This window comes from Sphingopyxis sp. (assembly GCF_036675685.1).
GTDB lineage: Bacteria > Pseudomonadota > Alphaproteobacteria > Sphingomonadales > Sphingomonadaceae > Sphingopyxis.
Genome location: NZ_JAKFEM010000005.1, coordinates 113,730 through 133,738, shown reverse-complemented (window position 1 = coordinate 133,738; position 20,009 = coordinate 113,730). Strand labels below are relative to the sequence as shown.

20 protein-coding genes are annotated in these 20,009 nt (G+C 67.0%); 19 read left to right on the top strand and 1 reads right to left on the bottom strand.

Features of this window, described 5'->3' with window-relative positions; all coding sequences use genetic code 11:
- The first annotated feature begins 147 nt into the window (after positions 1–147).
- Genes V6M50_RS02875 through V6M50_RS02865 form a run of 3 tightly spaced genes read left to right on the top strand, consistent with a single transcriptional unit; the run spans position 148 to position 5,658 of the window.
- Positions 148–951, top strand: a complete 804-nt coding sequence (locus V6M50_RS02875) for an ImuA family protein (RefSeq protein WP_332817027.1) — start codon at positions 148–150, stop codon at positions 949–951.
- Positions 842–2,392, top strand: coding sequence for a Y-family DNA polymerase (locus V6M50_RS02870; RefSeq protein WP_332817026.1), 1,551 nt, complete (start codon positions 842–844; stop codon positions 2,390–2,392). Before V6M50_RS02875 ends, V6M50_RS02870 begins: the two co-directional genes overlap by 110 nt.
- Positions 2,389–5,658 carry an error-prone DNA polymerase gene (locus V6M50_RS02865; RefSeq protein WP_332817025.1) on the top strand — a complete coding sequence of 1,090 codons (3,270 nt, stop codon included), beginning with the start codon at positions 2,389–2,391 and terminating at the stop codon, positions 5,656–5,658. The genes V6M50_RS02870 and V6M50_RS02865 overlap by 4 nt, the downstream gene beginning before the upstream one ends.
- 142 nt (positions 5,659–5,800) lie before the next feature.
- Here V6M50_RS02865 and V6M50_RS02860 read toward each other — a convergent pair whose 3' ends face one another.
- Complete coding sequence (locus V6M50_RS02860; RefSeq protein WP_332817024.1) at positions 5,801–6,616, bottom strand: flagellin N-terminal helical domain-containing protein; 816 nt, start codon at positions 6,614–6,616, stop codon at positions 5,801–5,803.
- 246 nt (positions 6,617–6,862) lie between these two features.
- Between V6M50_RS02860 and fliE the strand changes: the two genes are divergently transcribed.
- From fliE to fliD, 16 genes are read left to right on the top strand one after another with little or no spacing between them, the layout of a single operon-like run.
- Positions 6,863–7,216, top strand: a complete 354-nt coding sequence (fliE, locus tag V6M50_RS02855; RefSeq protein WP_332817023.1) for a flagellar hook-basal body complex protein FliE — start codon at positions 6,863–6,865, stop codon at positions 7,214–7,216.
- A 3-nt stretch (positions 7,217–7,219) separates the two neighbouring features.
- Entirely contained in the window at positions 7,220–8,878 is a 1,659-nt protein-coding gene (gene fliF / locus V6M50_RS02850; RefSeq protein WP_332817022.1) for a flagellar basal-body MS-ring/collar protein FliF, read from the top strand.
- A complete protein-coding gene (fliG, locus tag V6M50_RS02845; RefSeq protein WP_332817021.1) occupies positions 8,871–9,902 on the top strand; it encodes a flagellar motor switch protein FliG in 1,032 nt (343 codons plus the stop codon). The genes fliF and fliG overlap by 8 nt, the downstream gene beginning before the upstream one ends.
- Positions 9,895–10,494, top strand: coding sequence for a FliH/SctL family protein (locus V6M50_RS02840; RefSeq protein WP_332817020.1), 600 nt, complete (start codon positions 9,895–9,897; stop codon positions 10,492–10,494). The genes fliG and V6M50_RS02840 overlap by 8 nt, the downstream gene beginning before the upstream one ends.
- Positions 10,491–11,822, top strand: coding sequence for a FliI/YscN family ATPase (locus V6M50_RS02835; protein ID WP_332817019.1), 1,332 nt, complete (start codon positions 10,491–10,493; stop codon positions 11,820–11,822). Before V6M50_RS02840 ends, V6M50_RS02835 begins: the two co-directional genes overlap by 4 nt.
- Positions 11,819–12,265 (top strand): hypothetical protein, encoded by a 447-nt coding sequence (locus V6M50_RS02830; RefSeq protein ID WP_332817018.1) that lies wholly within the window; start codon positions 11,819–11,821, stop codon positions 12,263–12,265. The genes V6M50_RS02835 and V6M50_RS02830 overlap by 4 nt, the downstream gene beginning before the upstream one ends.
- Positions 12,262–13,458 (top strand): flagellar hook-length control protein FliK, encoded by a 1,197-nt coding sequence (locus V6M50_RS02825; protein WP_332817017.1) that lies wholly within the window; start codon positions 12,262–12,264, stop codon positions 13,456–13,458. The genes V6M50_RS02830 and V6M50_RS02825 overlap by 4 nt, the downstream gene beginning before the upstream one ends.
- Before the next feature lie 17 nt (positions 13,459–13,475).
- Positions 13,476–14,081 (top strand): flagellar basal body-associated FliL family protein, encoded by a 606-nt coding sequence (locus V6M50_RS02820; protein WP_332817016.1) that lies wholly within the window; start codon positions 13,476–13,478, stop codon positions 14,079–14,081.
- Positions 14,078–15,016 (top strand): flagellar motor switch protein FliM, encoded by a 939-nt coding sequence (locus V6M50_RS02815; RefSeq protein ID WP_332817015.1) that lies wholly within the window; start codon positions 14,078–14,080, stop codon positions 15,014–15,016. The genes V6M50_RS02820 and V6M50_RS02815 overlap by 4 nt, the downstream gene beginning before the upstream one ends.
- A complete protein-coding gene (fliN, locus tag V6M50_RS02810; protein ID WP_332817014.1) occupies positions 15,009–15,347 on the top strand; it encodes a flagellar motor switch protein FliN in 339 nt (112 codons plus the stop codon). The genes V6M50_RS02815 and fliN overlap by 8 nt, the downstream gene beginning before the upstream one ends.
- The gene (locus V6M50_RS02805; protein WP_332817013.1) at positions 15,347–15,622 is read left to right on the top strand and encodes a flagellar biosynthetic protein FliO; all 276 of its coding nucleotides are present in this window, start codon (positions 15,347–15,349) and stop codon (positions 15,620–15,622) included. The genes fliN and V6M50_RS02805 overlap by 1 nt, the downstream gene beginning before the upstream one ends.
- A complete protein-coding gene (fliP, locus tag V6M50_RS02800; protein ID WP_332817012.1) occupies positions 15,612–16,382 on the top strand; it encodes a flagellar type III secretion system pore protein FliP in 771 nt (256 codons plus the stop codon). The genes V6M50_RS02805 and fliP overlap by 11 nt, the downstream gene beginning before the upstream one ends.
- Before the next feature lie 4 nt (positions 16,383–16,386).
- On the top strand, positions 16,387–16,656 hold the full coding sequence (locus tag V6M50_RS02795; RefSeq protein WP_039577709.1) for a flagellar biosynthetic protein FliQ: 270 nt from the start codon (positions 16,387–16,389) through the stop codon (positions 16,654–16,656).
- A 7-nt stretch (positions 16,657–16,663) separates the two neighbouring features.
- Positions 16,664–17,443 (top strand): flagellar biosynthetic protein FliR, encoded by a 780-nt coding sequence (gene fliR, locus V6M50_RS02790; protein ID WP_332817011.1) that lies wholly within the window; start codon positions 16,664–16,666, stop codon positions 17,441–17,443.
- A gap of 4 nt (positions 17,444–17,447) precedes the next feature.
- On the top strand, positions 17,448–18,587 hold the full coding sequence (locus V6M50_RS02785; protein ID WP_332817010.1) for an EscU/YscU/HrcU family type III secretion system export apparatus switch protein: 1,140 nt from the start codon (positions 17,448–17,450) through the stop codon (positions 18,585–18,587).
- A gap of 45 nt (positions 18,588–18,632) precedes the next feature.
- Complete coding sequence (gene fliD, locus V6M50_RS02780) at positions 18,633–20,003, top strand: flagellar filament capping protein FliD (protein ID WP_332817009.1); 1,371 nt, start codon at positions 18,633–18,635, stop codon at positions 20,001–20,003.
- Positions 20,004–20,009: the final 6 nt, after the last annotated feature.

The following is a 20,009-nucleotide window of genomic DNA, read 5'->3' as shown; positions in this document are numbered from 1 at the left end:
CTTGCGACCGACCGCACCGATGAAGAGAATATGGGTCTGTCGGCCCGAACCAGCCTCTTCGCGTCTTCGCGCGAAACAAATTGGCGCTGCGTTCGACGCCTTGACAAGCGCCGCCTCAAAAGCGCTAATAGAACATATCAGGAACAAATGATGCGCGAGTCGTCTTCCCAACTCGCCGGGCTGCGCAAACGCATCGCCCGGCTGACCGCCAGTGGCGGTCTCGAAAGCCGCCGGGCCGACGGCTGGCTGGCGAGCGGACACGCATCCTTCGACGACGCGCTGGGCGGCGGGCTGGCGATCGGACGATGCCATGAGTTTTTCGCCGCCGATGCGCTCGACGCGACAAGCGCCGCGGCGGTCGCCGCGCTGCTCGCCTTTCGCACCCCGGGCAAGGCGCCGCTCCTTTGGCTGCGCACCGCCGATGCCGGGCGCCGCACCGGCCAAATCTATGCGCCCGGCATCGCCGAACTTGGCGGCGATCCCGACCGGCTGCTTCTCGTCGAGACGCCAGATCCCAAGATGCTGCTCGCCTGCGCCAACGATGCCGTGCGTTGCGCGGGATCGGCGGCGGTGATCGTCGAAAGCTGGGGGAAATTCCCCCTGCTCGACCTCACCGCCGGACGCCGCCTCGCGCTCGGCGCGCGCGATGCGGGGACGGTGCTGCTGATGCTCCGCCTCAATGCCGCCCCGACACCGAGCGTCGCCGAAACGCGCTGGAGCGTCGCCGCCGCCCCCTCGCGCGAACTGGAGGCCAATGCACCGGGGGCGCCGGCTTTCGACCTCGAACTGCTGCGCTGGCGCGCCGGCCCCGCCGGTCTGCGCTGGCGACTGGACTGGAACCATGACGCACAAAGTTTCGGGCAAAGCTTCGGCGAAGCGGCGCTACCTGGCGCTGTTCTTCCCCTGGCTGCCCGCCGAGCGGTGGCTTCGCACAGCGCCGCAGCCGCCTGACGCCCCGCTCGTTTTCACCGAGAAGCAGCGTGGGGCGATGCGCCTTGCGCGCGTCGACGCGCGCGCGCAGGCGCTGGGGCTCAGCGTCGGCATGCCGCTCGCCGACGCGCGGGCACGGGTGCCCGAACTTGCCATCGTCCCGCACGCCCCCGCCGCCGACGAGCACTGGCTCGACCGGCTGGCACAGGGCTGCGCGCGCTATACGCCGCTCGTCGCGCTCGATGCCCCCGACGGGCTGATCCTCGACATCGCGGGCGCCGCGCATCTGTTCGGCGGCGAGGCAGAGCTGGTCGCCGATCTCGAGATGCGGCTGGCGCGGCTCGGTATGACGCTGCGCCACGCGCTCGGCCCCACCGCCGATGCCGCGCGCGCGCTCGCGCGGTATCAGGCGCTGCCGGCACCCGACGAGGCTGCGGCGATCCGCCGCCTCCCCGTCGCGGCGCTCGAACTGGAGGCCGAGGCGACGACCGCGCTGCTACGCGCCGGGCTCAAGACGATCGGCGACCTTGCGGCGCGGCCAATGGCGAATATCGCCGCGCGCTTCGGTGCCGGCGCCGCGACCGCGCTGCGCCGCATCCTGGGCGACGCGCCCAGCCCGCTCGATCCGCGGATTGCGCCGCCGCCGGTCGTCACCGAGCGCCGCTTTGCCGAACCTATTGCCAGTAGCACCCATGCCTCGAAGATCCTCGCCGAACTCGCCGATGAAGCGATCGAAGACCTCGCCGGGCACGGCAAGGGCGGGCGGCATTTCCGCGCGACCTTCTTTCGCAGCGACGGGCTTGCCCGCAGCATCGAGATCGAGACTGGTCATTCGACGCGCGACGCGAGGCTGGTTATGCGCTTGTTCGCCGAGCGGATGGATAGCTTGCGCGACCCGCTCGACCCCGGCTTCGGTTTCGACATGATCCGCCTCGCCGTGCCGCGGCTCGAGCGGCTTGCCGCGACGCAGCTCCAGCTCGAGGGTGGCGCAGTGCGCGAAGCGGGAACCGACGAACTCGTCGACCGGCTCGCGATCCGGCTCGGGCGTGGTCGCGTCCGGCGGCTGCGCCCTGCCGACACCCATATCCCCGAACAGGCGCAGCTCGCGCTGCCCGCAATCGACGCACCGCTGCTGCTGCCCTGGCCGACGCCCGAACCTGGCGAACCGCCGACGCGGCCTTTCTATCTCTTCGACCCGCCGCAACCCATCGACGTGCTCGCCGAGGTGCCCGACGGGCCGCCGCACCGTTTCCGCTGGCGCCGCATGCTCCACGCAATCCGCCGCTACGAAGGCCCCGAGCGGATCGCCGCCGAATGGTGGCGGCGCAAGGACAATGCCGGCCTGACCCGCGACTATTACCGCGTCGAGGACGACCGCGGCCGCCGCTACTGGCTCTTCCGCCACGGGCTTTACGAAGAGAAGGCCGACCCGCGCTGGTACATCCACGGGCTGTTCGCATGAGCGAGGCGCTTACCCCCGAACCCGAGCCCGAACCCGTTTTCGCCGAACTGGTCGCAGCGACCAACTACAGCTTCCTGCGCGGCGCCTCGCACCCCGCTGCCATGGTGGCGGAGGCGATGCGCCTCGGCATGCCCGGCATCGGCATCGCCGACCGCAACAGCGTCGCGGGGGTGGTGCGGGCATGGGCGTTCCTCAAGGAACGAAAGGTCAAGCTCGGCGAGGCGATGCCGGACTTCAAATTGGTCGTCGGCGCGCGATTGGCCTTCGCCGACGGCACGCCCGACATCGTCGCCTATCCGGCAACGCGCCACGGGTGGGGCCGGCTGACGCGGCTGCTCTCGACCGGCAACCTGCGCGCGCAAAAGGGCGACTGCATCCTCGAGCTGGAAGATCTTCTGGCTCATTGCCACGACCTGCTGCTGATTGCGATGGGCGGCGATGAAACGCTGCTCCGCACGCTCAAACGAGCCAGGCCGAAATCGGTATGGCTTGCGGCAACGATGCCGCGGTCGGGCGCCGACGCACGGCGACTGGTCGAGCTTGAGCGACTGTCGGCGGCAACCGGCGTCCCGCTGCTCGCGACCAATGACGCGCTTTATGCGGCCGTCGCGCAGCGCCCGCTCCACGACATCATCACCTGCATCCGCGAGAGCACGTCCGTGCAGAAAGCCGGCAAGCTGCTTCGCGCCAATGGCGAACGCCATCTGAAGGCGCCTGCGGAAATGAAGCGGCTGTTCCGCAATCACCCCGAAACGATGGAGGCAAGCACGAAGCTGCTCGCACGCATCGCCTTCCGCCTCGACGACCTGCGCTACGAATATCCGCACGAGCCGGTCCCGCCGGGCTGGAAGCCTTTTCCCTATCTGCATCATCTGGTGAAGACCGCGGCGGCGAAGCGCTATGGGACGAAGCGCGATCCAAAAGTCCGCAAACTGATCGCCGACGAACTCCGGCTGATCAAAAAGCGGGGCTATGTCTATTATTTCCTCACCGTCCACGATCTCGTCCATTTCGCCCGGTCGCAGAAGCCGCCGATCCTCTGCCAGGGCCGCGGCTCGGCGGCCAATTCGATCGTCTGCTTCCTGCTCAGCGTCACTTCCGTCGATCCGATGCAGCACGACCTGCTCTTCTCGCGCTTCGTCTCGGCCGAGCGCGACGAGCCGCCCGACATCGACGTCGATTTCGAACATGAACGGCGCGAGGAGGTCATCCAGTATATCTATGACCGCTATGGCCGCGACCGCGCCGCCATCGCCGCGACCGTCATCCATTACCGCCCGCGCAGCACGATTCGCGAGGTCGGCAAGGCGCTGGGGTTCAGCGAGGATGTGACGGCACGGCTCGCCGACACGAGTTGGGGAAGCTGGGGCGACGAGGTGCCGGTCGAGAGGCTCGTCGAAGCCGGGCTGAATCCGCACAATGGCGAAATCGAGCGGCTGCACCGCTTTGTCGGCGAATTGCTGAAGTCACCGCGCCACCTGTCGCAGCATGTCGGCGGCTTCGTGCTCACCGAAGGACGGCTCGACGAGCTGGTGCCGATCCACAATGCCGCGATGGACGACCGCACCTTCATCGAATGGGACAAGGACGATATCGACGCGCTCGGGTTGATGAAGGTTGATGTGCTCGCGCTCGGCATGCTCACCTGCATCCGCAAATGCTTCGACCTGATGCGCGAGCATGGTCTGGGCGACAAGACGCTGGAACTCGATCTCGATGCTGACGATCCCGCCGTTTACGGCATGCTGTGCAAGGGCGACAGCATCGGGGTGTTCCAGGTCGAAAGTCGCGCTCAAATCAACATGCTGCCGCGCCTGCGACCGAAAGTCTTTTACGATCTGGTGGTGCAGGTCGCGATCGTCCGCCCGGGTCCGATCGAGGGCGACATGGTCCATCCCTATCTCCGACGACGGAACAAGGAAGAGCCAGTCGAGTTCCCCGAGCCGTCTCCACCGCACCCACCGGACGAATTGCATGATGTTCTGGGCAAAACCTTCGGCGTCCCCCTGTTTCAGGAACAGGCGATGAAGCTGGCCATGGTCGCGGCCGATTTCACTCCCGAAGAAGCGAACGGCCTGCGCCGAGCGATGGCGACCTTCCGCAACGTCGGCACGATCGAGAATTTCCGAGAGAAGATGATCGGCGGCATGGTACGTCGAGGCTACAAGCAGGATTTCGCCGAGCGTTGCTTCAAGCAGATCGAGGGCTTCGGCAGCTATGGCTTTCCCGAAAGCCACGCCCAATCCTTCGCGCGGCTCGTCTATGTCTCGTCGTGGATCAAGCATTATCACCCTGCGGTCTTCGCCTGCGGGATCCTGAACTCGCAGCCGATGGGCTTCTATGCCCCCGCGCAGCTTGTTCGCGATGCGCGCGAGCATGGGGTCGAGGTGCGCGAGGTCGATGTGAACACGAGCGGTTGGGACAACAGCCTCGAACGGCGCACCGACGGCGCCCTCGCACTGCGGCTCGGCTTCCGGCAGGTCGACGGGTTTCGCGAGGAATGGGCGAAGCAGATCGCCGATGCGCGGACCGCGCCCTTTGCCAGCGTCGAGGAACTCGCGCGCCGCGCCAATCTGCCATCGCGCGCATTGCGCCTGCTCGCCGATGCCGATGCCTGCCGCTCGATGGGGCTCGAACGGCGTCCCGCGCTATGGGATGCGCGGCGCGTGCGGCAAGGCGTGCTGCCGCTGTTCGGCGCCGCCGAAGCAAACGAACTGGGCCTCGAGGAGGATGCGCAGCTCCCCCCCACCCCGCTCGTCGAGCATGTGCTGACCGACTACCAGACAATGCGGCTGTCGCTGAAGGGCCATCCTATGGCGTTCCTGCGCCCCACCTTTGCAAAGGCGGGCGTGCTGAGCTGTACCGAGGTTGCAGCGGCGAAGAACGGATCGATCGTCCGCACCGCCGGCGTCGTGCTGATCCGCCAGCGTCCGGGCAAGGGCAATGCGGTCTTCATCACGCTCGAGGATGAGGGCGGGATCGTCAACATCCTGCTATGGGCGCGCCATTTCGAACGCTATCGCCGTGCCGTCATGGCGTCGCGGCTGATGCTCGCCGAAGGCGAGGTGCAGCGGAGCAAGGAAGGCGTGATCCACCTGATGGCGACGCGGATCGTCGATCGCACCGCGATGCTCGACCGGCTTGGCGAATCGCGCCCGCCCGTCATTTCTCCCGCCGATGAGCCGCAAACCCCGCCCGGCCATGCCCAAAGGCATGGACACCCACGCAACGTCCGCATCCTGCCCAAGTCGCGGGATTTTCATTAGAGTCGTGATTGCCGGAGAGGCGTGGATGAAAAGGGTTCACGCGAAACAGAAAAAGATGATGCCCCGGCTGTGGGGGCCGGGGCATCGAATCAGGCTATCTAAGGGACCAACCGAATATAGCCTGAAATGGGTTCGCGGATTTTTAGCCGCGGAGCAGGTTCATCACGCCCTGCTGGCTCTGGTTCGCCTGGGCGAGCATCGCGGTCGACGCCTGCGACAGGATCGAGGCAGCCGCAAGCTTCGTCGATTCCGCCGAGAAGTCGGTGTCTTCGATGCGCGACTTGGCGGCTGCCAGATTCGTGACGGTCGACGTCAAATTGTCGACAGCCGATTCAAGGCGGTTCTGCTGTGCACCAAGGTTGGCGCGTTGCGTGGCAACGGTCTGGATGCCCGTATCGAGCAGCCCCAGAGCCGTCGCGGCGCCGGCGGCCGTCGACAGGTCGACCGTATCGACGGCGAGACCGGTGGCGGTGAGGTCGCCGATCGCGATGTTGACTGTCTGGCCCGAAGCCGTGCCGGTCTGGATGTCGATGCTCGCGCCACCCGACAGCAGGTTCGTGCCGTTGAAGGTCGTGCGGGTCGCAATATCACCGATCTGCGAAAGCAGCGCGGTGACTTCGGTCTGGATCGCGGTGCGATCGGTCGCGGCGTTCGTGCCGTTGGCCGACTGGACAGCCAGTTCGCGCATGCGAACGAGGATGTTCGAGATGCCCCCCATCGCGCCTTCGGCGGTCTGAGCAAGCGAAATGCCGTCATTGGCGTTGCGCACAGCCTGGTTCAGGCCGCGGACGCTGGCGTCCATGCGGGTGGCGATGGCAAGGCCGGCAGCATCGTCCTTGGCGCTGTTGATGCGCTTGCCGCTCGACAGGCGTTCCATCGCCTGCGACTGGGAGCGTTCGGCAACACGCGAGTTATTCTGGGCGCGAAGCGCGCTCACATTGGTGTTGATGACAGTCATAATGTTCCTTTCCGGCCTCGATGGCCATTCCCGTGATGTGAGGGCTCGAGGAGCGGTCACGAAAAGCAGTAACGGCGGGCGGCGGCGGCGCTTAAGCCCGCCCCGTCAAAAAAACGCCGAAAGCGCCTGATCGCCGAGGCGGCAATGATTCAACATCCTGAAAAACAGCGATAAATTTTTCTGGCACGGCCTTTGCATTGTTCTTTGCGTGCGGCGCACCGCCGCGCCAAGGACGGATGGAAAGCAATGAGCACGATTGACCCGAGCCGGCTGCTGCAGATGCGCAGTTCGATCCTCAATCAGAACCAGGCGCTGCAGCGCGCCGCCGGCCGCGGCGGTATCGGCGCGCCAGAAGGCGGCGTCGACGGCGCAGGGGGGACCCCCGATTTCGGCGCGGCGATCAACAATGCGCTGCAACAGGTCAACGCCCAGCAGTCGAAGGCGAGCGCGATCAGCGAAGCCTACGAACGCGGCGACACGCACGACATCGTCAGCGTGATGATCGAGCGGCAAAAGGCCTCGCTCGGCTTTGAAACCACGCTGCAGGTCCGTAACAAACTGCTGTCCGCCTACCGCGACATCATGAACATGCCGGTCTAACCCATGGCCGAGACCCAGATCCTGACCCCCGTCGACGACGGCGCCGCGAACCGCCTGCCCGCTCCCGTCCTCGGCGGCCGCCTCGCACCGCTCACCGGGTTCGTCCGCCAGCCGGCGGTGCAGCGCGCGCTGCCCGCGATCGCGATGACGACCGCGATCGGCATCGCCGCGCTCGCCTATTTCACGATGCAGTCGGCACCGCAGGCCCAGCTGTTCGCCGGGCTCGACGACACCGACAAGTCGGCGGTTGCCGACGCGCTGCAGACGCAAGGCATCGCCCACAGCATCGATCCGACGACGGGCGCGCTGACGGTCGACGCCGACAAGCTGCACCAGGCGCGCATCGCGCTCGCCGGACAAGGCCTGCCCAAGGCGCAGCCGAGCGGCGACAGCCTGATCGCCTCGCTGCCCATGGGATCGAGCCGCGCGATCGAGGGCGAAACGCTCCGTTCGGCGCGCGAGGCCGACCTGTCGCGCACGATCGAGACGATCGATGCGGTGAAGGGCGCGCGCGTCCATATCGCCGCCGCCGAACCCAGCCTGTTCGTTCGCGAGGACAAGCCTGCGACCGCGTCGGTCATGCTGTCGCTGCAGAATGGCCGCTCGCTCTCCGACGGTCAGGTGCAGGCGATCCGCTTCCTCGTCGCTTCCTCGGTCCCCGGGATGAACGCCGACCAGGTGTCGGTGATCGACCAGCGCGGCGCATTGCTCTCCGATACCGCGAGCGGCAGCGACATGAAGGCGTTCCAACTCCAGTTGCAGGTCGAGGACCGCTTCCGCCGCGCGCTCGACACCTTGCTCGGCCCGATGCTCGGCGCCGGCAATTATACGGTCGAGGTCCACGCCGACGTCGACATGTCCGAAAGCCAGGCGACGCGCGAGAGCTTTCCCAAGGACGACCGCGCGATGACCAGCGAACAGATTACCCGATCGGTCAGCGGCGCGAGCACCCCGCCCGCGGTCGGCATCCCCGGCGCGCTGTCGAACCAGCCGCCGCAGGCGACGACGGTCACCGCCAACGCGCCGGCGCCGACGCCCGCCCCCGCCACGACCCCCGGAACCGAGAGCAATGAAAAGGCCGCGCGCGCCTATGAAGTCGGCCGCGAAATTTCGGTGACGCACTCGCCGCAGGGCCAGCTTCGCCGTGTCTCGGTCGCGGTGGCGCTCAACCAGGGCAAGAAAGCGCTGACACAGGCCGATCTGACCAAGATCGACAATCTGGTGAAGGGCGCGATCGGTTATGATGCGACGCGCGGCGACCTCGTCGCGATCAACCAGCGCCCCTTCGTGCAGGTCGAAGACGCCGCGCCTGCCTTCTACGACCAGGGCTGGTTCATGCCGCTGATCCAGCAGGTCGGCGCAATCCTCGCCGCCTTGCTCGCCTTCCTGTTCATCGGCCGCCCGCTGATCCGCGCCGCCAAGGAACGCGGCGCGGCGCGCGCCGAGCGCAACGCCGCCCTCGAAGAATCGCTGCTCGCCGCCACCGACGGGCGCCCCGCGCTCGTCAGCGGCCATGGCGGCCGCGAAATCACGCTCGAGATGATCGAACAGGCGCCGAGCTACGAAGCGCGCGCCAACCTCGTCCGCGCTTTTGTCCGCCAGGATTCGGCGCGCGCCGCGCTGGTCGTCCGCCACCTTATGCAGGAGGGCGCCCGTGCCTGACGCCGCCGAAATCGACCAGACACCGACGAAGCCCGCCATCGAGGGATCGGCCGCCGCCGCGATCCTGCTGATGCTGCTCGACGAAAGCGAAGCCGCGACGATCCTCAAGCAGCTCGGCCCCGAAGAGGTACGCCAGCTGGCGAAGGCGATGTTCGACACCGCCAACGCCAGCGAACAGCAGATCGGGCAGGCGCTCGACCGTTTCGTGACGCGCAGCCGCGACGTCAGCGCGCTCGCGATCGGCGCCGACACGCGCATCCGTACCGTGATGAACGAGGCGGTCGGCAATGTCCGCGCCGACAATATCCTCGCCGCCATCGCGCCGCAGCGGAGTGCCGCGTCGCTCGAGATGCTGCGCTGGATGGATGTCGATGCGATCAGCGGGCTGCTCGCCAGCGAGCATCCACAGGTCGGCGCGCTGATCCTGTCGGTGCTCGTTCCCGATGTCGCCGCGCGTGCGATCGAGACGCTCGACGAAGTACTGCAGGCCGACCTTGTCCTGCGCGCCGCGATGCTCACCTCGGTCCCCGCCGCGGCGATCGAGGATCTCGAATCGGTCCTCGCGAGCGCCAATGTCGATGGCCAGCGCGTCGCCAAGCAGGCGATCGGCGGTCCGAGCGACGTCGCCAAGATCATGAAGAAAATGCCGAAACAGCTTTCCGAACGCACGCTCCGTTCGCTCAAGAAGCACGACCGGCAGCTCGCCCAGACGATCGAGGAAGAGATGTTCATCTTCGAAAACCTGCGCGACCTCGACAAGAAGAGCCTCGGCAGCGTGCTGCGTTCGGTCGATGCGGCGCAGCTCGCGATCGCGCTCAAGGGCGCCGACGAGGAGATGGTCGACCTGTGCCTCGCCACCATGTCGAAGCGCGCGTCGGAAACGATCCGCGACGAAATGGCCGAGATGACGATGGTCAAGCGCGCCGACGTCGACGATGCGCAAAAGAGCATCATGCTGATCGTCCGCCAGATGGCGGCGGCAGGCGAAATCATGATCGCGGGCAGCGGCGACGACTATGTCTGATCGTGCCGCCGAAACCGGCTTTGCCCCCGTCGCACTCGCCGACGCCATGGCCCGGACCGGCGGATTTCGCCCGCTGTCGTTCGGCGCGGACGTGCGCGAGACCGAAGCCGCGCCGCAAAGCCCCGACGATCTCGACCTCGACGATCCCTTCGCCCGCGGTCTGGCCGAAGGCCAGCGTGTCGCCGAAGCCGCCTTTGTTGCCGAGCGCCACCAGCTGCTCGCGCTCCTCGCCGGCGCCGAGGCGTTGCAGGACGAGCCGAGCGAGGAGCTCGCGCAGCTGATCGCCGAGACCGTCGAACGGCTGGTCCGCCAGATCGTCGCCGCCGCGCCGATCGACGCCGAATGGCTGCGGACGCAGGCCCAGACCGCGGCCGACATGGTCGCCGACGCCGACAAGGCGCGCAGCCTGTGGGTCCACCCCGAAGATGCCGCGCTGCTCATCGACTGCCCGCTCACGATCGCGCTCGAAAGCGATCCCGCGATGATGCGCGGCACCGTCCGCATCGAAACCTCGACCGGCTGGATCGAACATGGCCGCGCGGTCTATCTCGACGAACTGCGCGCCGCGCTGGGTACGGGAGACGCCGCATGACGCGCCGCCTCGCCATGAGCGCGCAACAGCTGCTCGACCCCGTCGACCTGACGCATGCCAGCCCGCGCCGTATCGGCACGCTCGTCTCGCACGAGGGCATCATGCTGGAGGTGTCGGGCTTTCCGCAGCCGCTCGGCAGCAATGTCCGCATCCGTTCGGCGAACAATGATTATGTCTATGGCGAGGTTGTCGGCTTTCGCGGCCAGAGCAGTCTCGTCCTTCCCTTTGACACCAACATGCCGCTCGTCACCGGCGCGCCGGTCGAACCGCATGGCGCGAGCTCCATGGTTGCGTGCGGCAAGGCGCTTCTCGGCCGCATCATCGATGCACAGGGCAACCCGCTCGACGGCCGTCCGCCGGTCAAATCGCAATTCCAGTGGCCGCTTGCCGGGCGCAAGGTCAATCCGCTGCGCCGCGGCCGCGTGACCAAGCCGCTCAACATGGGCGTGCGCGCGATCAACGGCCTGCTCACCGTCGGCGAAGGCCAGCGCGTCGCGATCATCGCGGGCTCGGGCGTCGGCAAGTCGGTGCTGATGGGTCAGATGATCGCCGGCACCGAATGCGACGTCATCGTCGTCGGCCTGATCGGCGAGCGCAGCCGCGAGGTCAGCGATTTCGTCGAAACCAAGCTGCCCCCCGAGGTGCGCAAAAAGGCGGTCGTCGTCGCGGTTCCCGCCGATCATCCGCCGCTGCTCCGGCTACGTGCCGCGATGCGCGCGACCGCGATCGCCGAAGCGTTTCGCGCCGACGGCAAGAAGGTGCTGCTGCTGATCGACAGCCTCACGCGTGTTGCCCATGCGCAGCGCGAGATCGGGCTCACGCTCGGCGAGCCGCCGACGATGAAGGGTTATCCGCCCTCGGTCTTCGCGCTGATCCCCTCGCTGTGCGAGCGCGCCGGCATTGACAAGCAGACCGGCGGATCGGTCACCGCGCTCTATACCGTGCTCGCCGACGGCGGCGACATCGACGATCCGGTCGTCGACTCAGCAAGAGCGATCGTCGACGGCCATATCATCCTGTCGCGCCAGCTTGCCGAACAGGGGGTCTATCCCGCGATCGACGTCGCGCGTTCGCTGTCGCGCACGATGGTCGATTCGGTCGATCCCGAACATGCCGTCGCCGCCGCGCGCTTCCGCCAGCTCTGGTCGGCCTATGAAGAGAACCGCGATCTGATGCTGATGGGCGCCTATGTCGCCGGCGGCGATCCGGTGCTCGACACCGCCATCGCGCGCCACGCCGACCAGCTCGCCTTCGTGACCCAGCCCGCCAAGGCGCAGGTCGATTTCGAACTTTCCCGCCAAGCCCTGATTGAAGGATATTCCGCATGAACGCCCGCACCGCACGCCGCAAACGTATCATCCGCGTGCGCACCGTCGAACATCAGATGGCGGAAGCCAATCTCGCGCGCGCCAATGGCGAACTCGCGAACCTCGTCGAACTGGCCAAGCGGCTCGAAACGCTGCGCGTCGACCTTGCGATGGCGAAGGGGGCGGTCGCGGGCGGCGCGCTCAACACGATCGGCGAACTCGCGATGCGCCTCGACATCGCGCAGGAAAATCTGACTGCGCCGCTGAGCAACGCCAACGCGCGCCGCGACCAAGCCGGCGCGCTTGCCCAGAGCGCGATGGTCAAGGAAGAATCGGCGGTCCGCCTCTACGAACGCAGCCGCAAGTCGGCCGAAGCCGAACAGGAACGCCGCAGCGACGCCAACCGCCCGCACCGCGCCCGGAATGGCATGCGCCTGCGCCTGATCGAAGGCGGCGCATCATGATGAGCGCGCCCTCGCTCCCCTCCGCGCAGGGCCCGGCGCCCGCTGGCTTCGCCGCCTTTCTCGCGACGATCGGTCAGGTTTCGGCTGACGGCAGCGAAGCCGGCGGATTCGACCAGCTGCTCGCCGCCGCTCCAGTGAGCGGGGCGATCGCGCCGGCAGACGGCGCAGCTGCGATCCCGTTTGTCCAGGCCAATTTTGTTCAGGCCAATGCCGCGCAGGCATCGCCCGTCAAAGGCGCGGCGCCGCATGTCGGTACCGCACCGACCGAAACCGCAGTCGTCCCCGAAACGCCGGTGGCGAAGCCCGAGACAGTCGAAGCCGATGCCGCAGCGGCCCTTGCCGCCAATCTTCTGATCGCGCTGAACGGCGGCAACACCGCCCCTGCCCCCAAACCCGTGTCCGGCAAACCGGTTCCGGCCGCGACCGAAACCGAGACCGCCGCCGACCCCGCCGCCGACGAAGCCGTCACGGCCGCGTCGGTCGCTACCTGGTTGGCAGCCGTCGTGGCTGTCCCCACCACGACCAAGCCCGCCAAGCCGGCGGAAGCCGCCGCCGTCCCAGCTCGCGACGACGCCGCCGCACCCACCACGGCGCGGTCGCGCGAAGCTGCGCCGACGCCGATGCTCACCATCGCAGGCACCGAGCCGCCGACGGCGAAACCCGCCGAAGCCGCTCCGTCGATGACGATCCAATTCGCCCAGCCGGCGGCGCAGGGCACCGCCATCCTCGGCGAGACTGCGCAGCCCGCGCTTATTGCCGAACGCGTGCTCGACATGGACAGCGACGGCGCGTGGATCGACCAGCTCGCACGCGACATCGCCGCGACCAAATCGGACGGCGGCGACATCAGCTTTCGCCTGATGCCGCGCCACCTTGGCCGCCTCGACATCGCGATGCGGATGGGGGACGAGGGCATGTCGCTGAAGATGGACACCCATCACGAAGCGACCGCGACGATCGTCACCGCCGCGCAGGGCCGCCTCGTCGAAGAGCTGCGCCAGCAGGGCGTGCGTGTTTCGGGCGCCGAAGTGACGTGCACGCCCGGCGAAACCGGCCGCCAGTCGCAGGGCCAGGGCCGTGCCGCGACGCCCGATCCCGCGCATCTTATCGAAACCGCCACCGAGCGCGCCGAGCCGCGCCCGAAAACCGATAGCGAAGAGCACGCCGGCGACCGCCGCGGCCGCTTCGCCTGATCAGAAAGGGTCCCATCATGGCCAAGGATACTATCGAAGGCGCCCCCAAGAAGAAGGGCAAGTTCAAGAAGCTGCTGCTGATCGGCGTCGCCGCGATCGTGCTGATCGGCGCCGGCGCGGGTGCCGGCATCTATTTCGGCGCGCTGTCGGCGCATGAGGCCAAGCCCGAGGATCATTATCCCAAGCTGGTTGAACGCAGCAACAAGGACGAAGCCCCCGCCGCCGAGGGCGAAAGCGAAGAGGCGCCGCCGAAGGTCGGCACCGTGTCGGTCCCGAACGACAAATATAAGGTCGACCCCAAGAAATATGAGGTCACCTATTATCCGATCACCGAGGCCTTCACGACGAACCTCGCCGACGGGTCGGGTTTTCTCCAGATAGGTATCAGCCTTTCGACCTTCTACGACGGCAAGGTTATCAATAATATCAAACGCCAGGCGGTGCCGATCCGCTCGGTCGTCCTTATGGTGCTCGCCGAACAGGATCCGGCGCTGCTCTCGACATCGCAGGGTAAACAACGGCTTCAGCGCCAGCTGACCGCCGCGATCAACGATGTGCTGCGCGAGAAGGAAGGTTTCGGGGGTATCGACAATGTTTATTTCACGAGCCTGGTGATCCAGTGACCACCAGCGCCAAATCCGTAAAAGCCGTGAAGGCCCCAGCCGCGCCTACCGCCCAGTCAGCCGACACAAAGGCGTCGCTGCTGCTGCGCAAGGCGGAGGGCGGCTATGCCTTCCCCGCGCTCGACAGCGTCGCCAACCAGTTCGCACGCAGCTTGCGCGATCTCGTCCGCGCACTCGGCGCCCCGGCGATCCAGGTCGAGCGCGCCGGCGCCGAGCAGATGAGCTTTGCTGACTGGAGCGCATCGGCGGCGCCGGCGATCTTCTGGCGCTATCACGCGCCGCCGCTCAAGGGTCCGGTGTTGCTCGCCGCCGCGCGGCCGCTGATCCTCCAGCTCGTCGACATCTTCTATGGCGGCAAGGGCGCGCTCGCCGCCGAGCGCGAAGAGCTGACCGACGCCGAAGAGCGCTTCGCCGCGCGACTTGGCCGCGACATGGGGCTGCAACTCGCCGCCGCATGGCGCGACAAGCTCGCGATGGAGCCCGAACTCGATTGCGTCACGACCGATCCCGCGAAACTCGCCGCGGTCCGCGCCGACGACGAATTGTTCGTCCAGCGCTTCATCCTGCGCGGCGCGCCGTTCGAGGGCCGGACGATCGTCTGCGCCTATCCGCTCGCCTCGCTGCGCGGCATCGCGGGGGCCGAGGCGGTACTCGAAACGCAAGCCGCCAACGACAGCGATCCGCTGTGGAGCGGCGCGCTGAACAAGGCGCTGCGCGACGTGCGCCTCCCCGTCCGCTCGGTGCTCGCGCGCCCCGAAATCAGCCTCGTCAAGCTGCTCGCGCTCGCAGTCGGCGACATCATCCCGCTCACCATGCCGCGCCATGTGCCGGTGACCGTCGCCGGACGCAGCTTCGCGGTCGGCAGCATCGGCGAAGCCAATGGCAACGCCGCCATCATGATCGAACATATCGAAAAAGGACCGAACCATGAATGACATCAGCGATGCCCCCAAGGCCGCGCGCGCCGAGCGCCGCGACAACAAGAATATCGCCGCGGCGCCCAATTTCGACCTGCTCGCCGGCGTATCGCTGCGCGTGTCGGTCGAGGTCGGCTCGACCTCGATGACGCTCGCCGAGCTGCTCGCGATCGACGAAGGCAGCGTGATCGAACTCGACCGCGCGGCGACCGACCTGCTCGACATTTATGCCAATGGCACGCTGATCGCGAAGGGCGAGATCGTCAGCGTCGATGGCCGTTACGGTATCCAGGTCGCCGACATCGTCGCCCCGGCGCGCGGCCTCGAAGGTTTCGAGCGGAGGGCCTGATGTTCGAATATATCCTCCGTCTGCTCATCCTGCTGCCGCTGATCGGCGGCATGGCGTGGGGCAGCCTGTGGCTGTGGAAGCGCGTCCAGATGGGGGTGCCGCTCACCGGGGCCAAGCGCCCGCGCGCGGTCGAGATGGTCGACGTCCTGCCGCTCGGCCCCGGATCGAAGCTCGCGGTCGTCGAATTCGGCGGCCAGCAGATCTTGATCGCGGTGTCGCGGGGCGGCATCACCCGGCTGGCCGACAATAGCGAGGGCGATTTCCATGCGGATTGATCGCCGCCACTGGCTGCGCGCCGCAGCGATCGCGGGTGGCATCGGCCTTCTCTGCGCCGCGCCCGCCGCTTATGCGCAGGCGGCCGGCGGCCTCAGCCGCGCGGTGAACGAGATCGGTGGCGACGGCCGTCCGCTCAGCCTGTCGCTGCAGATCCTCGTCCTGATGAGCCTGCTGACGGTGCTGCCGTCGCTGCTCCTGATGATGACCAGCTTCACGCGCATCATCATCGTGCTGTCGATCCTGCGCCACGCGCTGGGGCTGCAACAGACGCCGCCGAACCAGGTGCTCGTCGGGCTCAGCCTGTTCCTGTCGCTGTTCGTGATGCAGCCGGTGATTACCGAAGTGAATCGCGTCGCGATCGAGCCTTATGGCCAGGAACAGATCGACATCGGCGAAGCCGTGTCGCGATCGGGCGTCGCGCTGCATGGCTTCATGATGAAACAGACGCGCAAGACCGACCTGATGATGTTCGCGAAAATCGCCAAGGCGCCGACCTATGCGCGTCCCAGCGACGTGCCCTTCTCGATCCTGCTGCCCGCTTTCGTCACCAGCGAACTCAAGACCGCGTTCCAGATCGGCTTCCTCATCTTCCTGCCTTTCCTTGTCATCGACCTGATCGTAGCCTCGGCGCTGATGTCATTGGGTATGATGATGCTGTCGCCCACGATCATATCGATGCCCTTCAAGCTCTTGCTCTTCGTCCTCGTCGACGGCTGGGCGCTGACGATGGGCTCGCTCGCTTCGTCCTTCATGAGTTAGCGCGATGGAAGCCGACTATTTCATCGGGGTGGCGCAGCAGTCACTGTGGATCCTCGCGCTCGCCTCGGCGCCCTTGCTGCTGCCGGTGCTCGTGATCGGCGTGCTGCTCGGCATGGTGCAGGCCGCGACCTCGATCAACGAGCAGACGCTGACTTTCGTGCCCAAGCTGATCGTCGCGGCGATCTGCCTCGCGATTTTCGGCGGCAGCATCCTCGTGCTGCTCACCGACTTCACGCGCGAGATCTTCGCGCAGATCCCCAGTCTGGTGAAGTAAGCCGGGGATGAATCCCGCCGACATCCCGAATATCGAGGCGATGCTCCAGCTGTGGATGCTGGGGATGATCCGTCCCGGCGCCGCCTTCATCGCCGCGCCGGTGTTCGGCGCATCGAGCGTGCCCGTCCAGCTGCGGCTGGTAATCGCGCTCGCGGTCGGGGTGCCGGCGGTGGCCGCGTCGGGCATGGCGCTGCCGCCCGAAGGGATCGTTTCGGTCCCGGGCTTCCTGCTCGTCATCGGCGAAGTGGTGATCGGCCTCGGTATCGGCTTCGTCCTCCAGATGGGGCTCGCCGCCGCCTTGCTCGCGGGCGAAGCGATCAGCAATGCGATGGGCCTCGGCTTCGCGTCGATGGTCGATCCCTTGAGCGGCCAGTCGAGTTCGGCGATCGGCCAGTTCCTGTCGATGCTCGCGACCGCGCTCTTCCTCGCCGCCGACGGCCATCTCGTGCTGATCGGCATCATCGTCGACAGCTATGGCGCGCTGCCGCCGGGTAATGCCTTCCCGTCGTTCGACGCGATCGGCGGGCTGCTTCGTTTCGGCAGCCTGATGTTCGCCGCGGGGCTCACTATTGCGATGCCGGTCGGCTTCGTGCTGATCCTCGTCCAGCTCATCATGGGCGTGATCGGCCGCTCGGCACCCGCGCTCAACCTGTTCGCGGTCGGCATTCCCGCAACGCTGCTCGCGGGGATCGTCCTGCTCGGCGTCGCCACCCCCGCGATGGCCGAGGCGATCGCGCGCATCCTGTCCGACGCGCTCGACGGCGCGCGCATGATCGCGGGAATCTGACAAGATGGCGGGGGCGACCGAGAAGGACCAGAAAACCGAACAGCCGACGGCGAAGAAGCTGACGGACTCGGCGCGCGAAGGCGATGTGCTGATGTCGCGCGAGCTGGCGACCGCCTTGATGATGCTCGCCGCTGCGGGCTGGATGATCGCCGCGGGCGGCTGGTTCGTCCAGTCGGCGGGCGATCTGCTCCGCCGCGGCCTGACGCTGACCGCCGCCGACGTCGCCGATTTCGCGCCGGGCGAGGCGCTGATGCGCAACGGGGTCGAGATCTTGCTGCCGCTCGCGAGCCTGTTTGCGCTCGCGATCGGCGCCGCGGTCGCCGGGCCGGCGCTGCTCGGTTCGTTCGGGTGGCGCGGCAAGGCGTTGCACTTCAAGGGCAATCGCATGAACCCGATGACCGGGCTCAAGCGCATGTTCGGGATGCAGGGGGTCACCGAACTCGGCAAGGCGATGGCCAAAGTGCTGCTGCTCGGCACCATCGGATACTGGCTGGTCGAGGGCAGCCTGCCCGCGATCATGACGATGGCGTCGACCGACCTCATGGCCGCGATCGGGCTTGCCGGAAAAGCGATCGGCCATGCGATGCTGGTACTCGCCGGCGGCCTGGTCGTCATCGCGCTGATCGACGTGCCGGTGCAATGGTTCACGCGCAACAAGCGGCTGATGATGAGCAAGCAGGAAGTGAAGGAGGAGATGCGCCAGTCCGATGGCGCCCCCGAGCTCAAGCAGGCGCAGCGCCAGCGCGCGCACGAGATATTGAGTGGTTCGGCGCGCAAGGCCGTGTCCGACGCAACCGTCGTCCTCACCAATCCGACCCATTTCTCGGTCGCGCTTCGTTATCGCCCCGGGATCGATGCGGCGCCCGTCGTCGTCGCGCGCGGGCGCGGCGACGTCGCGCTGTCGATCCGCGAACTCGCGCGCGGCGCCAGCGTTCCCATCCTCGAATATCCGCAGCTGACCCGCGCCATCTATTTCACCGCGCGCGCCGGGCGTGTGATCCCGGAGGAATTGTTCGTCGCCGTCGCCACCGTGCTCGCCTTCGTCTTCCAGCTCGAGCGCGCCGCCGCCGAGGGTACGGTACCCCCGCCGGTCGATGTGCCGCCCACGCATCGCTTCGATCCCGATGGTCGCCGCCAGGCTTAAAATCGCCGCGCCGCCGCCGTTAAGGGATGCGAAGGATATTTTGCCATGGTCAGTTCAATCATCAACAGCTTGGGCTTTGGTTCGGGCATCGACACCAAGCAGCTGGTCACCGACCTGTCGAATGCGTCGCGCGAACCGAAGGTCGCGCGCATCACCACGCTGACCCAGCAGAACCAGACGCGGATCAGCGCGCTCGCGCAGGCGCGATCCGACCTCGAAGGCTTTGCCGATTCGCTGGGCCAGATGGTCAGCGACGGCACGCTGCGCAGCACCCCGACGGTGTCCGACGAGAGCGTATTGACCGCTACGAGCCGTGCCGGTCTTTCCGCCGACAGCTTTGCGGCGACCGTCATGGTGACCCAGCTTGCGCGCGCGCAAAGCAGCTATTCGGGCGTGGTCGCCGACCGCACCGCGGCGATCGGCACCGGCACGATGACGCTGACCGTCGGCGGCGTCGCCAAGACGATCACCGTCGGCGCCACGAACAACAGCCTCAACGGGCTCGCCGATGCGATCAACGCCAGCGGTGCCGGGGTCACCGCGTCGATCATCGCCGACGAAGGCGGCCATCGCCTGATCCTGAAAGGTCCGTCGGGCGAAGCGAACGCCTTCACCCTCACCGCCGACGCGGGGGCCGATCCGGGCTTGAATGCCTTTGCCACGGGCGGCGGCATGACGCTGGGCCAGAGCGCCCTGAACGCCGAATTCACGATCGACGGGGTGGCGTTCAGCCGCGCGAGCAATATCATCGACGATGTCGTTCCCGGCATGTCGCTGACGCTAAAAAAAGCGGCACCCGGCCAGCCGGTCGACATCGGCGCGAGCCGCCCGCTCGACATGATCAAGCAGACCGTTGGCGATTTCGTCTCGGTCTATAACCAGCTCAAGAAAAGCCTGTCGTCCGCCGCCGGCCTGTCGGGGTCGACGACCTCGCTGCGCGAACTCGAACGCGAGCTTGCGGGCTTGGTCGGCAAGGTGCTTTCGAGCCATGGCAGCATCAACAAGCTGACCGACATCGGCATTTCGACGACAAAAGAGGGCCTTCTCGCCGTCGACGAGGCGAAGCTCGCCAAGGTGCTCGAGACCGACGCCGGCGCGGTCGAGGCCTTGTTCAATCCGCGCCGCGACGGGGCGCATAACGAGACGACCGATCCGGGTATCGCCTTCGCCCTCGACGCGATCCGCGACAAGGCGATCGCCACCGACGGCGTGATCGACCGCGTGTCGAGCTCGCTCAAGGCGAAAAGCGAAACGCTCGCCGAGCAGCTCGAGAAGATCGAGGAACGCGAAGATGCCTATCGCGCGCGGCTCGAGAAGCAATATGGGTCGCTCGACGCGCGGCTTGCGGCGTTCAAGGCGACGCAAACCTATCTCGAACAGCAGATCAAGCTCTGGACCAACCAGGGCAACGACTAGGGACCA